The organism is Cyanobium sp. BA20m-p-22 (assembly GCF_024346275.1).
Classification (GTDB): domain Bacteria; phylum Cyanobacteriota; class Cyanobacteriia; order PCC-6307; family Cyanobiaceae; genus Cyanobium_A.
In genome coordinates this window covers 1-13073 of the sequence record NZ_JAGQCQ010000070.1, presented here as the reverse complement: position 1 = coordinate 13073, position 13073 = coordinate 1, and the positions used below count along the sequence as shown (strand labels likewise).

General features: G+C 61.0%; 15 protein-coding genes and 1 pseudogene. 10 read left to right on the top strand and 6 right to left on the bottom strand.

What is annotated here, in order from left to right; translation table 11 throughout:
• A pseudogene (locus tag KBZ15_RS08070) lies at positions 1-238 on the bottom strand (transposase); the annotation flags it as partial.
• Between the two features lie 212 nt (positions 239-450).
• On the opposite strand from KBZ15_RS08070, the gene KBZ15_RS08065 reads away from it, so the two are divergent.
• Positions 451-1707, top strand: coding sequence for an IS256 family transposase (locus tag KBZ15_RS08065; RefSeq protein ID WP_255014683.1), 1257 nt, complete (start codon positions 451-453; stop codon positions 1705-1707).
• Between the two features lie 151 nt (positions 1708-1858).
• Here the strand turns inward: KBZ15_RS08065 and KBZ15_RS08060 are convergent, their stop codons facing one another.
• The 3 genes from KBZ15_RS08060 to KBZ15_RS08050 all read right to left on the bottom strand — a co-directional run bounded on the left by KBZ15_RS08060 (position 1859) and on the right by KBZ15_RS08050 (position 4824).
• Positions 1859-2950, bottom strand: coding sequence for a transposase family protein (locus KBZ15_RS08060; protein WP_255014682.1), 1092 nt, complete (start codon positions 2948-2950; stop codon positions 1859-1861).
• A 340-nt stretch (positions 2951-3290) separates the two neighbouring features.
• Positions 3291-3635 carry a hypothetical protein gene (locus KBZ15_RS08055; protein WP_255014681.1) on the bottom strand — a complete coding sequence of 115 codons (345 nt, stop codon included), beginning with the start codon at positions 3633-3635 and terminating at the stop codon, positions 3291-3293.
• A gap of 418 nt (positions 3636-4053) precedes the next feature.
• Positions 4054-4824, bottom strand: coding sequence for a C39 family peptidase (locus tag KBZ15_RS08050; protein ID WP_255014680.1), 771 nt, complete (start codon positions 4822-4824; stop codon positions 4054-4056).
• A gap of 132 nt (positions 4825-4956) precedes the next feature.
• Here KBZ15_RS08050 and KBZ15_RS08045 point away from each other — a divergent pair, with 132 nt between their 5' ends.
• From KBZ15_RS08045 to KBZ15_RS08015, 7 genes are all read left to right on the top strand, one after another.
• Positions 4957-5616, top strand: a complete 660-nt coding sequence (locus KBZ15_RS08045; RefSeq protein ID WP_255014679.1) for a hypothetical protein — start codon at positions 4957-4959, stop codon at positions 5614-5616.
• Positions 5617-5619: 3 nt separating this feature from the next.
• The gene (locus KBZ15_RS08040) at positions 5620-6318 is read left to right on the top strand and encodes a hypothetical protein (RefSeq protein WP_255014678.1); all 699 of its coding nucleotides are present in this window, start codon (positions 5620-5622) and stop codon (positions 6316-6318) included.
• Between the two features lie 317 nt (positions 6319-6635).
• On the top strand, positions 6636-7589 hold the full coding sequence (locus KBZ15_RS08035) for a major capsid protein (protein ID WP_255014677.1): 954 nt from the start codon (positions 6636-6638) through the stop codon (positions 7587-7589).
• A 3-nt stretch (positions 7590-7592) separates the two neighbouring features.
• On the top strand, positions 7593-8021 hold the full coding sequence (locus KBZ15_RS08030) for a hypothetical protein (protein ID WP_254993316.1): 429 nt from the start codon (positions 7593-7595) through the stop codon (positions 8019-8021).
• Between the two features lie 395 nt (positions 8022-8416).
• Positions 8417-8578, top strand: a complete 162-nt coding sequence (locus KBZ15_RS08025) for a hypothetical protein (protein WP_255014676.1) — start codon at positions 8417-8419, stop codon at positions 8576-8578.
• 25 nt (positions 8579-8603) lie between these two features.
• Positions 8604-9395 (top strand): hypothetical protein, encoded by a 792-nt coding sequence (locus KBZ15_RS08020; protein WP_255014675.1) that lies wholly within the window; start codon positions 8604-8606, stop codon positions 9393-9395.
• A gap of 3 nt (positions 9396-9398) precedes the next feature.
• The gene (locus tag KBZ15_RS08015; RefSeq protein WP_255014674.1) at positions 9399-10802 is read left to right on the top strand and encodes a right-handed parallel beta-helix repeat-containing protein; all 1404 of its coding nucleotides are present in this window, start codon (positions 9399-9401) and stop codon (positions 10800-10802) included.
• On the opposite strand, the gene KBZ15_RS18450 is transcribed toward KBZ15_RS08015, so the two are convergent.
• Positions 10787-11041 carry a hypothetical protein gene (locus tag KBZ15_RS18450; protein ID WP_261357511.1) on the bottom strand — a complete coding sequence of 85 codons (255 nt, stop codon included), beginning with the start codon at positions 11039-11041 and terminating at the stop codon, positions 10787-10789. The genes KBZ15_RS08015 and KBZ15_RS18450 overlap by 16 nt on opposite strands.
• A 212-nt stretch (positions 11042-11253) precedes the next feature.
• Positions 11254-12393: an IS5 family transposase gene (locus tag KBZ15_RS08005; protein ID WP_255014673.1), complete on the bottom strand. Its 1140-nt coding sequence runs from the start codon at positions 12391-12393 to the stop codon at positions 11254-11256.
• A gap of 13 nt (positions 12394-12406) precedes the next feature.
• Between KBZ15_RS08005 and KBZ15_RS08000 the strand changes: the two genes are divergently transcribed.
• Both KBZ15_RS08000 and KBZ15_RS07995 read left to right on the top strand, forming a co-directional pair.
• Positions 12407-12802 (top strand): hypothetical protein, encoded by a 396-nt coding sequence (locus tag KBZ15_RS08000; protein WP_255014684.1) that lies wholly within the window; start codon positions 12407-12409, stop codon positions 12800-12802.
• The coding region (locus KBZ15_RS07995) for a hypothetical protein (RefSeq protein ID WP_255014672.1) at positions 12803-13073 on the top strand (271 nt) is incomplete at its 3' end.

The following is a 13073-nucleotide window of genomic DNA, read 5'->3' as shown; positions in this document are numbered from 1 at the left end:
GGGGGACGAGATCGGCATGGGCCTCAAAGGGATCCACACGGCTGCGACGGCCCTGACGCGGTTTGGGCTTTTTCTGTAGAGGCCTGCTTTGACGCCAGAGGGCCTGCAAACCCTGCAAAAACCCCTCCAGCTCACGCTTTTCTTCCCCGGGGGTCTGCCAGCTCAGTGGATCGCCCGCCATGGCGCTGGCACGTTGGCCACTGATTAACAGGGCCAGCCGGCTCTGGCAGCTGCGCATCGTGGCCAGGAGCGCTACCGGGTCACACCGCTTTCTGAGCTCCCTGAGGCCCTGAGCCTCCTGATCGCTGAGCACTCCGGTACGTAGGAGCTGCTGCAGCGGTGTTCGCGGCGGGTGGTGCTGCCGCTAGCGGCGTCCCATGGAGTGGTGTAACTCAGGGGGGTCGGTCTGTGACCCTGTTCGGAGAACTACCACCAAACCGAACACAGACCATGACCCTTACCCATAGTGGCGCCTCCGAGCTGGCCCAGCTCATGGAGGGCACCACCGCTGGCGCCTTGATCCCTGAGATCGTGCGCCGGGGCTTCCAGGATCTGCTGGAGGCCGAGGTCTCCGCTGCCATTGGAGCCACTCGCCATGAACGCTGCCCTGATGAGCGCTCCACCCACCGCAACGGCTACCGCCAGCGGCTGCTCACCACCCAGGTGGGCGACATCAGCCTGGCCATCCCAAAACTGAGGCAGGGCAGCTTCTTCCCTGATTGGCTCGAGCCTCGCCGCCGGGTGGACAAGGCGCTCTACGCCCTGGTGATGGAGGCTTACACCGGCGGCATCTCCACCAGGAAGGTTGACGCGCTGGTGGAGGCCCTGGGCGGGGCCAGTGGCATCTCCAAATCAGAGGTGAGCCGCATCTGCCAGGGGCTCGATGAGCAGGTGAAAGCCTTTCTTGGCCGGACGTTGGACCATGCCCGCTTCCCGTACGTCTACCTCGATGCGACGTACCTCCACGGCCGCCTGGGCCGCAACATGCAGGTGGTGTCCCGGGCCGTCGTCGTTGCCATTGGCATCAATGCCCTCGGCTACCGCGAGGTGCTCGGCATTGCCGTGGGTGACAGTGAGGCGGAGGGCTTCTGGCGCCAGTTCCTGGGTTCACTCAAGGAACGCGGCCTCACTGGAACCCGGCTTGTGATCTCAGATGCCCACCTGGGACTGACGGCAGCGATCAGGCGCATGTTCCAGGGCAGTGGCTGGCAGAGGTGCCGGGTGCACTTCCTGCGCAACCTGCTCAGCCATGTGCCGAAAGCTGGCCAGGACATGGTGGCAGCAGCCATGAAGGCTGTGTTTGTGATCCAGGCTCCTGATCAGGTGCGTGGCCACTGGCAGCGGGTCACCGAGATGCTGCGCAAGCAGTTCCCAACAGCCGTACCGGTGATGGACGCCGCCCGTGACGACGTGCTGGCCTTTCTCCACTTTCCCCAGGAGCACTGGCGCAAGGTGTGGAGCACCAACCCTCTAGAGCGGCTAAACAAGGTGATCAAACGCCGCACCAACGTGGTCGGCATCTTCCCCAACGACGCTGCGATCGTGCGGTTGGTGGGTAGCCAGCTGCTGGAGCAGCAGGAGGAATGGCAGCTGGAACGCCGGCGCTTCTTCTCCGAAGCCACCATGGCCAAGATCCCGGAGCCGGAAGAGCCGCTGGAGCTCACTGATGCTGATCCGTCCGCCCAGCCGGCAGCAAGCACCAGCTGAACCGCAACATCTCCTCCCTAGATCTACACAGAACATATCGATCGCTGAGTTGCAAATTCAGCGATCAGGGTTCATAGTGGATGAACGGAGCTGCGCAGTCAGCTTCCAAGCAGTCATCTCTTGACTGCACCTGTTCACCCTCCGGAAAGGGTCACAGGACCTCCTGAGTTACACCACTCGGAGGGGCGCTACCCTGCCGCTTGATCCGGCCGCCCTCCCGCACGCTGCTTTTGAGCTTGAACGATGGTTGAAAGAGGTTGGTGAAAAGCCGCAGTGCCGCGTAGAGCTCGGCCAGCAGCTGGGCTGCCTCCAAGCCCACCAAACGCTGGTAGCCCACCACCCGGCGGATCAGCATCCCGTTCTTCTGCTCCACCCAGGCCTGATCGTTGCTTTGGTAGGCGCGTGAGCGGGTGAGTTCGATCCCCTGCTCCGGTGCATCGCACCACTGCTCCATCAGGGCGTTCATGAAGGCTGGATCGTTATCCGCGTCGATCCCGCGCAGAGGGAAGGGCAGTTGCTGCCGCAGTCGCTGGATGGCGGCCAACACCGAGGCCCCATCCCGTGTGATCACCGGCAGGCTCTCGCTCCAGCCCGTAGCAATGTCGGTGGCCACCAGGGTCCAGATGAACCGTCCCTCGAGGCGGCCGCCGCAATGGGCCACCAGGTCGATCTCCAGCCAGCCGGGCTGCTTGTGGTCGTCCCAGCCCTTGAACGTACGCACCTGAACGCGCCGCCGCACGCCGCTGTGGGCCCGCGGAGGGCGCCGCCATCCATTGCCCCCACTGCTCAGTCGGACAGGGGCCAGCAGCCGATCAATCGTGGCGCTGCTCATCGTCAACACCCTCGCCCTCACGCCCTGCTCCAGCTGCAAGTGGCCGTGGTGCTCAAGCGACTCCACCAGCTGCGGCAACAGGGCATGGAGCCGCTTGCCACACAGCCGATCACTGGCTTCCCAGAGCGGCACAAGCGCCTCAACCACCTCGGGGCCGTAACGGCGGCGGTGCTGGCCGCGCTGGCTGCTCTGCCGCTGACCGGGTTGCTGGTTCAACCGGCGTAGCAGCGATTTGCGGTGATAGCCGGTGAGGGCCTGCAGCTCATTCAGCAGCAGCTGTTTCCCCGCACGGCTCAGGCTCCGGTAACGGGCAGCTGCAGCGCTTAGTGCCAGCGCTATCCGTTCTCCTTCCTTGAGAGAGTCTGCCCGGGCTGACCTCAGGCCTTGCACGTCACCCCGCGCCGGTGCCATGGGCGGTTGCCAATTCTGATGCAACAACCCTAAACGGGTAGCAGCTTTAAAGATGCAATGCGCACATCAACCTGATTGACACAGGACATAGGTGACTTGGTTTTTGCTCATCGCGAACGCTTTTGGGCCTAATCCGTTGCCCCTGCTATGCCGCTGTCAAGGTCAGCTGCGTTTTCCCAGGGCTGGGACCACAGCCCTTGCATCGTTGCGAGTCTCGCCTGAATCGCCTGTGGAATGCCTGTGGATAACTCCTGGCCTGGTCCCAAAACCCGCTCTTCCCTGCTGCTGATCAATGGACGTAGAGGCCCCAGCGAACGCGATCAGTCGCCTTAATTGGCCCTTAGACAGCTTGAAAAATCGGCCCGTCGCGGTCAGAGCGGTATTGAACCTGAGCACGGGGTACGTGCTTTAGAAGCTCGCTCAACAATTGATCGAGAAGTTTCTGACTCCGGGGTGCTCCGGCGCCCATCCCTTCCCGGCTGGAGACCAGGACACTAAGGACATCGCCGCGCCGGAGCTCCAGCAAAAGCTTTACTGGCAGTCCGCCTGAGACAAGATCCAACGAGGCATTGCGTCGATCCAGCCAGGTGAGGACCCCTCCCCAGCTCTGGGCGAGCTGCTCGAGCGCATCGCGCAGCGCTTTGCCATCGGCGATCGGTTTGATCAGTGCCTCAAAGCGGGCCATGGCTGCTTTCGTAAGCGCCCACTCTGGCGTTACTCAGTAGTGATCAGCAACTGCCGCATTTTGCTGTTGCTCATCAAGAGCCAGGCGGCCTGCCAACCCTCGTCAGCGCTGCACCGCCCAGCAGCGCCAGCAGCAGGTTGAGGGTGGAATCAAAACCCATCTGCAGTTTCTCAAGCGTGCCTGGGCATACCTGACCAACTGGCCGGCCTGCCAATGCCCGTTGGCCGCAGACCCCAGCAGCAAGGGAATAGATCAAAAGCTGGGTGCAGATCACTACCGCCAGGGTCTTAAAGACAAAGCGCTCACGATCAAAGGGAGGCTGAGGTCCTCGGGGCTTCCCACCGTGAGGTGCTCCTGACGGTGCTGGCGGGAGTTGATCACTCATGCATCTGCACCTTCAACCCATTCCACTGCCTGTTTACGGCTGGCAGGTCAGTAGCCAGCCGGTGCCATTGCCATCGGCCTCCCAACGGGGTTGCCAGTTCTTCCAGCTGTAGTGCTGCCCTGCGCCGTTGGTGTTGGCGGTGTAACCACCACCGACTAGATCAGCTTCTCCGTTGGGGTCGTTATGAATGGCGACCGCCTCGGTGAAACCGATCACCACACTCCAATGACCCCCACCTGATGGTGCTGACACCGGACCGTGATGCAGCCAGCCCACGGCGACTGGCCGTCCCAGGTTGATCTGCTGCTCCAAAGCTGCTCGATCACCATTGGTCGCGAAGTTGGCCGTAAGCCCCAGTGAGCGCAGCGCTGAGAGCTGGGCCTCTGCACTTGTGCTGTCGCCGTACTTGGCGCGGATGGCGTTGTACTCATCGTCGGAGCTGACCTTGCCCCAATAGCGGGCGAGCATGGCGCAGCTGCTGGAGAAGCACTCCCGGTAACCGGTACCGGAGACGTTGTCGTTCTGGTTCTCCCAGGCCACCGTCAGGGGGTTGGCATGAGCTGATGTCTCTGGAGCCGGGGGTGCTGATGGTGTCGCACCGAGAGGTGCGCTCTGCAGATCCGATGAGAAGGTCTGCCGCCAGGGTGCGGCCTCGGTGAGGATCGCTGGGTCAGCACTGATCACGGCGAGCCGCAACTGCTCGATGCCCTCGAGTTGCTGGGGCTCTGCCTTCCAGGCATTCCAGAACTGCTGCCAGCGTTCAGCTGTGAACGGTGCCTGGGCGGCAGGAGAGGTTGTGGTCATGGCAGCAGGGCAGTCCCTTGCTGTTGCCGAATGGGCCGGCAAGACTCCAGAGCGAAGATAAAAACTATGCACAATTCGCATAGTTTTTATCGATCTAGGCTGCCCGTAAGATGAATTGAATGGCTATGGCCTATGCGATTACTAGCTCAGCCTGCTGCCCTGCTCGCGCCACTGCTACTTGGCACCATCGCTCAAGCACAGGGCTTTCGATCTACTAGCCTTGATCACAACATTGTTGCGCTAAAGGAGTCACGGAGCCTTGCTGCACTTTGTGCCAAAGACCCACAGATAAAGGAGTGTCAATTTGCAATAGGAGAATGGAAGCCGGAGGAACTCGAGCGCGTCAAACTTGAAGTTCCAATATGCTTCGATCAATGCATGCTCGATGTATTTGGTTTCTACAAAGATCCTGACACTTCTCGAGAAATTCCAGCTGTTCGGACCAAGGACTTCGATGGTTCTGCGCCAAGCCGAGGCTTTGAAGCCGTCTTTTATCCCGTTGCTCTACGGCTCTTCCGATATGAAGGATGTGCAGGCTGTGCCTTGATCTACCAATACCCAACCAAGGTCACAGCAAAGATCAATGGCCAGTCCTATGGTCTACCAATTCTGGCCAGAGGTGGTTACTACATGCCAGGTGGCCTGAGGACGGCCATTATCAATGCGCCAACATCCCCTTTGACTCTGCAGGCTGCGACCAGTGAGGGTGACTTCACCGTCAACATATCGAGCAAGGCGGTGAGTGAATACGCCAAAATGCTTCGGCTGCTTAAGTACGACCAAGTTCTTTAAATCATGAAAAACACATTTGCTTATTTCGCCCTCGGCCTTGCTCTGTCGGTTTCAGGGATTCCAGCTTCCGCGCAAATCGGCAATGCTGGCAACTCTCCCAGCACGCCTGCACAAAATGTCTTTTGCGAGAAAAATCTGAGGTCGACAGTCACTCGTGTCAGCAAGACTGTACTGCCTAGTGGCTACAGTGATCTTAAAGATGTTCAGCTGAACTCTGACTTCCGCTTCCCCAAAAACGATCTACCTTTTTCGCAGGCTCTTTCCCTGAATGATCCGGTTACGGGACAGTCGGTGGGGGTGCTTGACCAGAACTTCATTCCAGGTGGATCAAAGGTCTCTTCTGCTTGGGGGCGCTACGGAATATCGATTGGTGGTTATTGGGTCTACATCTCCAGTGGTGGCTTTGGCTCTGCTGTGATAAGCAACATAATCCCTTTCGAGGCTGATATCCTATGGATACCTGATGGCGAAAGCTTCCTCATCATCAAGGGCTGCAACGGGAGATTTACGGTTACCAATGAAGTTGCCGCTGCTCTTCGTAACTTCCCCGCAGGCAAGAACGGTTATATCCGTTTCTCCACCGAGGGAACCGGGAGTGCTGTCCTCTCTGAAATTGGCAAAGAAACAGTCCAAGCATGGAAAAAAGTTTATGCAAATTGGGCCCCGGAAGCTCCCCCAAAAGTGGAATCCTTGGGTTTCTAGATCCGTTACCCACAACCACCCCTGCTGACAGTTCTGCAGCAGAGGTAAGTTCGTAGAAGTCAACTCCGATCTCTACTGATAAGGAGTACCTTGCTGCCGGCCACAGGTTTTGCCTTGTGTGGCCGGTTTTGCAGACTGTTTCCGTGAATCCAGCCGGCAGGCGATTGGAGCTCTTTGGTTTGCCAGCAGCTTGAAGCGGGCACCACCGGCGGCCGCTCAGGCAGCACCCTGCACAGGGAGAGCAGACCAGCTGTTGATGCTGAACTTGGCCGCTCGGCAATAGCCCCTGACCTCCCCGGGGCGCTGCCCCCTGTGCCATGGGCCTCACCTTGATCGAGGCAGCCAAATACGAGAACCGTCTTGAGCATCTAGCTGTGCTCAAGACGTTTTCAGAGGGCGAACTGCTCGCCCAGCTGCCGTTCATGAACATTGCCGGCAGCGGCCTCTTCTATTCCGCTGAACAGGAGCTCCCCTCGGTGGGCTTCCGCGCTGTCAACGAGGGCTACACCCAGAGCTATGGCGTGGTGGATCAGCGCGCAGAAGCGGTGCACCTTTTTGGTGGTGACGTGGACGTCGATCGCTCGATCGTTGACCTGATGGGCCCTGAGGCCCGTGCCAGCCAGATCGAGATGAAGGTGCGCTCCATGCGGCTCACCCTGGAGGCGACGGTGATCAATGGCGATAGCAGCGCCAACCCCAGGGCATTTGACGGCCTCAGTAAGCGCCTGCAACCAGGCGATGCGATGGCAATCGACAACGCAGGCAGTGGTGGCGGCAGCGGTGGCAGCAGCACTGCTCCTGGTGCACCGCTTGATTTCGATCGCCTCGATGAGCTAATCGATTCGGTGAACGCCTATGGCGGCAGCAAGGTGCTGGTGATGAGCAAGGCGATGCGCCGCCAGCTCAATGCCCTGGCCCGCGCCTCCATTGGTGGCGGGGTGTATCAGACCAGTACCAACTCCTTTGGGATGACGGTGCACCGCTACCAGGACTGCGAGCTCGTCACGGTTGACCGCGATGCCCAGGGCATTGAGGTGATGGGTTACGACGAGGCAGGCGGCACCAGCTCGATTTACTGCTGCACCTTTGGCGATCAAGGCGTCACCGGTTTGCAGGGCCCCTTCCAGGGTCGCTATGGCATTTCGGTGCGGGACCTGGGCGAGGTGCCTGATGCCCCGGTGTTTCGCACCCGCGTCGATTGGTACGTGGGCTTTGCCGTGCTCCAAAGCCGCGCTGCTGGCCGCCTCTTCAACATCACCCCTGCTAATTGAGCCATGAACGGCAATCCCTTGCTTGATGCGGAGACCACCCTGGTGGGCTGGACCAACCGCAGCGCCATACGCAACTTGGAGCGCACCTTCCTCTCTGGAGAAGAGGTGCTGCTTACAACCAAGCTCGATGCGGCATCACGCTTCTCAGTAGTAGCAAGTAACCCAGGCTCTGCTGCTGCAGTTGAAATTCAGGTGTCCTTTGCACCTGTGCTGCGTGATGGCACAACCGGTAGCTGGGTGGTTGCAGCCACCGTGGCGCTGCCAGCAGAAGGGGGCCGGGTGGAGGCGTTCATCAGTGGACGTGACATCCAGCTCAATGCTGCTGATTTAGCTGATGTGGATTTGCCGGCGGTCTGCTTTGCAAAAGCAGAGGTGAGCCCCGAGACCCCTGAGGGGATGCACGTAGGACTTACGGCCACTATTCCTGCTTGATGGTGACTCCTGTGCGCCATGACCTAAGTGATCCAGCCATTCCTGAGGGAATGGTGCGGATCAGTGCTGGAGCAGAGCACCGCTTTATATGGCCGGTGCACCTAGGCGGCTGGCAAAGCCTGGGCTGGCAGCTGCAAGAAGCTGGATCAGATCTACCGGATGCACCTACTAACGGTGCTGATCTGCCAAGCGCACCTACCGGTGCGATCGATTTGATTGCTCCGCTCGAGCCAGAGCCAAAGGAAGTAGCTCAGCCACTGCTTGCTGTTGAACCAGCAGCATTGCCAGAAGCGGAATGGGAACCAGAGCCCGAAACAGCAGCTGAGCCCAAGCCAGATGCAGCCCCTGCGCCAGTAGCAGCCCCTGCGCCAGTAGTAGCGCCTGATTTTCAGGCCATGACCAAGGCGCAGATCCTTGAGCACTGCTCCAGCGTCTATGGCGTCGAGCTTGATGGCAGCCAGACCAAGGCAGAGCTGGTGGAGCAGGCCACGGCACTGGCGCAGCAACCGGTTGAGCAGCCGCTGAGTGATCTGCTGCTGGATGACCCCCTGATTTAACGAGGATCAGCAGATGACCCTTGCCATGCGTACCAGCGTTGCGATCAGCAGTGGTGGCATCAGCGCGCAGCTGATCCGCCTGCTGCCACCTGCTGGCTGCCCTGGTGAGGCGGTGTGGGTACCGCCCAATGAAGTGCAGCGCTGGGAGCAGCTGGGGTTTAAGCGTGCGCCAATCCCAGCTGCCGAGTTGGAGCTGAGCTGGCAGCCCGTTGGCCCGGAGTCGGGCGGGCTGATCCCGATCGAGCTGCTACTCAACCCACGCACCACGCCTCCCAATGCGGTGACGGTGGACTGGGGCGACGGCACGGCCGAGACCCTGCCCTGGCCGGTCGGCGGCGATGGCAATGGCCGGCTCCAGCACGGCTACGCCAGCCGCAGCGACTACACGATCACAGCAGAGCTCACCGGCAGCGGTGTTACGGCAACGCTGCTGGTGAGCTTGGCGGGCTGTCCGATCTGGTCACCGGAACCACCAGCACCTGCACCAGGCCCTGGTCCCAACCCAGCTCCTGGCACCGTGCTGCCGTTGATCCCCGGTGCTGGCATTGCGGGCGGTGCCTACGACGGCAGCGCAACCCAGCAATGGAGCCTCACGCCATGGGGTGGCGGCAGCAGTGCTGGTGGTGTGCCGCCCAGCGATGGATCGAGCTCCTTATTCCTATGTGCTGATGGCAGCTGGGCGATCCCGCCAGCTGGCAGTGGTGCTGGCAGCCGCTGGTTCAACGGTGATGGCCCCCCGGGTCAAATCGCTGGTGCTGTACCTGGTGACTACTACCTCGATGGCATCAGCGGCCTCTTCTACGAACTGGAGAACTAAGCGATGCCCTGGAGCCAGATCACCAACATCAAGGGGCCCCCAGGCGAGAAAGGGGAGGCGGGGCTGGCCAACGGCAGCTTCTCCAAGCTGCTGAGCTCACACCTGGATCTCTACGTCTCAACAACCGGCGACGACACCACAGGCGATGGCACGGAGTTACTCCCCTGGGCGAGCCCGCACCGGGCGATGCGCGAGCTGTTTGCCTACATCATCACGCCGGAAGCCTCGGCAACGGTTCATATCGCCGATGGCCAGTACACCTTCTCTGAGCCGCTTGAGATCGGCCATCCCAACGGAGAGCGGATCAAGGTATTGGGCGGCTCAGTTGGCAGCAGCAAGCCCTCCAGCAGCGAGCTCACCGGCAATGCTGAAACTGGCAACACTGCCGGCAGCTTGGCGTTCAATGACGCCGTGCTGGCTGGCTACTACAACACCCGCTGGCAGTTCAATGCACCGCAAGCGCTGCTCTGCACCTCTGGCAATGGTGTGACGCTGGATCAAATCCTGGTGCGCGGCGCCGGCCAGACCACCAAGGCAGGCCTTGTGCTCAAGGGAGGCGCTGTCAATTTGGGTATCAACTATTCCGGCAACGTGGCCTTCTGCAATTGCAGCCTGGGCGTCGAGGTTGCTGCCAGAAGCCTCAAAGCCCCTGGAATTCAGGTTGCCAACTGCAACACCGGGCTCAGTGTTAGCGGCGGTCGTGCCGAGCTGGACTCGCTTGTGGTGGCCAATTGCAGCGAGCAGGGCATCGACTGCAGTGGCGGCTATCTGCAGGCGATGACTGCCACCAGCCAGCGCAATGGCTCAAGCGGTGTGCGTGCTTACGGCACGGCGGTAGTGGAGTTCAGCTACTCCAACTGCTCGTTCAACAACGGAGATGGGATTGAGGCCCGTGGTGCGGCCGCGGTGACGGCAAACAGCAGCAAGCTCCGCAACCAAACCAGATCAGGTGCGCTTGTAAGTGGTAGCGCCAGCGTGAGCCTCGATAGCGCCCAGGTATCGGGTAACCAGATGAATGGATTGAGCGCAGGTGAGCACGCCACGCTCAGTGCCGGCTATGGCCAGATCCTCAGCAACGGCCAGGTGGGCCTCAGCGTGAGCGGCTGCGCGACGGTGAAAGCCGCTGGGGCATCTATCTCCAGCCACCCGCAGGTGGGGGTGAGCGTGAACGGGCCGGCGTACCTCGATGCTTTTGGCGCCACGATCAGCAGCAACACCGGTGGCGGGGTGAGCATCCAGCAGGGCGGAACTGCCTACCTGGTGCAGGCATCGCTATATGGCAACGGCGGGACGGGCATCAAGGTTCAGGGCGATGGCTACGTTGATTTCACCGGTGGTGATCCGTCGGTGACGCTCTCCCCTGCTGCCAACACGCTTGGCAACGGCAGGGGCTACATCAGCAGATAGGTGCTGACGGCAAACGGAGGGGCTGGGTCGGCAATAGCAGCTGAGATCACTCCGGGCTGCTGGCCCGCTTGACCATGGCTTGGGTAGCAGGCGGCTCTCTTAAAGGTCCGCAGGGTGAGCAAGGCATTCAGGGCGCCCAAGGGGTGCAGGGCCTTGCTGGCGCTGATGGCGCCCAAGGCGTCCAGGGACCACAAGGAGAAGCCGGCATCCAGGGTCCGATTGGTCCTGATGGTGTTCAAGGCCAGCAGGGCATCCAGGGTGCTGCGGGTTTGGGCATCACCTTTAGGAGTTTGCGGAAAAACGCAAGCGCCGAGTGCGTTTCCCCCAGCCAAAAGCTGATTTCTTGCTGATTTCAGCTCTCAGTGCAGTTCAGACGGCTTGATGAGACCTTTTGGGGCAGTTTTGAGACCTTTGGCCGTGCAATTGGCCACACCTCTGGGCAAAGCGCTGCTCACGCTGCCTCCATCGCCGCGGGGCGGAGCAGATTGCCGAGGCGGATCAGGTTGTAGGCGATCACGTGCAGACCAAACACAGCGCTCACCTTTTCGGTGCCGCGCAGTTTGAACTGACGTAGTCCACCCCACTGCTTGATCCAGGCAAACACCTTCTCGATGCCACGGCGGGCATTGATCGACTTGGCGTAGCCCTCGTGGCGGGTGGTGCGCCCGTCAATGGCGGAGCCGCCGAGGCGAGCGGTGTTTTGGGCGACATGCGGCGTGACACCGATGCGGCGTATCTCGGCGACAAAGCCCTTGGTGTCGTACCCCTTATCGGCACCAAGGGTTTTCTGGTGGGCACCGGGACGATCAGCCGCCATTTCTTTGGCCGCATCCCGCTCACCGGTGCCCACCGCTTGGGTGACTTGGCAATCCACGATCAGGGCATGGCGGTTGTCCATGAGCACATGGCCCCGATAGCTCGGTTGAGCTGGATGGGCGTTGGACTTGCGCGCCAGTAATGCGTCTGGGTCAGTCTTTGAGCGGTGGGTCTTGTTGCTGAGCTTGACGCCGCGGAAATCGCCCTTGGCTCGTTTCTTGCACTCCTTGGGAACCCCGAAACCCCCACCTGGGCCTGATGGCGGTGGTGGCGGTTCGGCCTGACCATCGATCCGCTCCAGGGAGGCATGGGAGGCCCAGGCCTGCAGCAGGGTGCCATCTACTGAAAAGTGCTCATCGCTGAGCAACGGCTTGACCTCTGGAGCCGCCATCAGCTTCTCCAGGAACCTGCCCATCACCTGGTCATTGAGGAGCCGTTCGCGGTTCTTGGTAAAGGTGGTGGGGTGCCAGATCGGATCGTCGGGGCTCAGGCCGACAAACCAGCGGTACAGCAGGTTGTATTGGAGCTGCTCGAGCAACAACCGCTCCGAGCGGATGCCGTAGAACGCCTGCAGCAACGAGGCCAGCAGGAGTTGCTCGGGCGGAACTGAGGGCCGGCCTTCTGCGGCGTAGAGCTCGCAAAAGGTGGGATTGAGCCGATCAAGGGCCTGATCCGCCAGTTTCCGGATCCGCCTCAGCGGATGACAGGCCGGGATCCGCTCCTCGATCGACACGTAGGAGAACAGGGAGCCGCTGCTCTCCCGGTGACCTCGCATCTGGGCTGGGCAGTTGCCCCATTTTCGCGCAGGACTGGTTTTTCAGCAAACTCTTAAGGGCCAGGTGGCAACAGAAACGGAGCTGCCAGCTGATGCAGCCCAGGGCGATGCCTACATCGTTCAGGCCGATGACTCCTTTCAGGTGTGGGACCTCGCCACCAGCACCTGGGTGAATGGTGGCTCGATCCAGGGACCACAGGGAATCGAGGGCCCTGCTGGCGTTGCTGGCGTCCAAGGAGAAGTGGGTCCTGCTGGCGCTCAAGGCGTGGAAGGACCAGCTGGCGGCCAAGGCATGCGCGGTACGGGCTGGTTCAACGGCAGCGGCGCTCCTGCGGAAGATATCCCTGGCTCTATTCCAGGTGATTTGTACCTGGATAAGGACAGCGGTGATGTCTACACGCTGAGCTGAATGGCGAGCTGGTCTTTGGCGGGCAACCTGCAGGGTCCGGCTGGCCCGAGCGCCGTGTCGGCTGATGCCGGCAACAGCGCCAGGTTGGGCACTGACGCCAAGGTGTTTGTGCCCACCTCCCTTTATGTCCTGCCCGTGGCTACGGCCAAGGTGTTGGGCGGCATCAAGGTGGGTGCCGGGCTGAGCATCACCGCCGATGGCGTGCTCAGTGCTGCGATGGCAACCACCTACGTCAATAAGGCTGGCGATGTGATGAATGGCCCGCTGCGCT

Bases quoted from the DNA above. Each gene is read 5' to 3' on its own strand.
- KBZ15_RS08030 (WP_254993316.1), top strand. From the start codon at position 7,593: ATGAACGGCAATCCCTTGCTTGATGCGGAGACCACCCTGGTGGGCTGG.
- KBZ15_RS08040 (WP_255014678.1), top strand. From the start codon at position 5,620: ATGAAAAACACATTTGCTTATTTCGCCCTCGGCCTTGCTCTGTCGGTT.
- KBZ15_RS08060 (WP_255014682.1), bottom strand. From the start codon at position 2,950: ATGGCACCGGCGCGGGGTGACGTGCAAGGCCTGAGGTCAGCCCGGGCA.
- KBZ15_RS08050 (WP_255014680.1), bottom strand. From the start codon at position 4,824: ATGACCACAACCTCTCCTGCCGCCCAGGCACCGTTCACAGCTGAACGC.
- KBZ15_RS08065 (WP_255014683.1), top strand. From the start codon at position 451: ATGACCCTTACCCATAGTGGCGCCTCCGAGCTGGCCCAGCTCATGGAG.
- KBZ15_RS08045 (WP_255014679.1), top strand. From the start codon at position 4,957: ATGCGATTACTAGCTCAGCCTGCTGCCCTGCTCGCGCCACTGCTACTT.
- KBZ15_RS08055 (WP_255014681.1), bottom strand. From the start codon at position 3,635: ATGGCCCGCTTTGAGGCACTGATCAAACCGATCGCCGATGGCAAAGCG.
- KBZ15_RS08005 (WP_255014673.1), bottom strand. From the start codon at position 12,393: ATGCGAGGTCACCGGGAGAGCAGCGGCTCCCTGTTCTCCTACGTGTCG.
- KBZ15_RS08015 (WP_255014674.1), top strand. From the start codon at position 9,399: ATGCCCTGGAGCCAGATCACCAACATCAAGGGGCCCCCAGGCGAGAAA.
- KBZ15_RS08025 (WP_255014676.1), top strand. From the start codon at position 8,417: ATGACCAAGGCGCAGATCCTTGAGCACTGCTCCAGCGTCTATGGCGTC.
- KBZ15_RS08020 (WP_255014675.1), top strand. From the start codon at position 8,604: ATGCGTACCAGCGTTGCGATCAGCAGTGGTGGCATCAGCGCGCAGCTG.
- KBZ15_RS08035 (WP_255014677.1), top strand. From the start codon at position 6,636: ATGGGCCTCACCTTGATCGAGGCAGCCAAATACGAGAACCGTCTTGAG.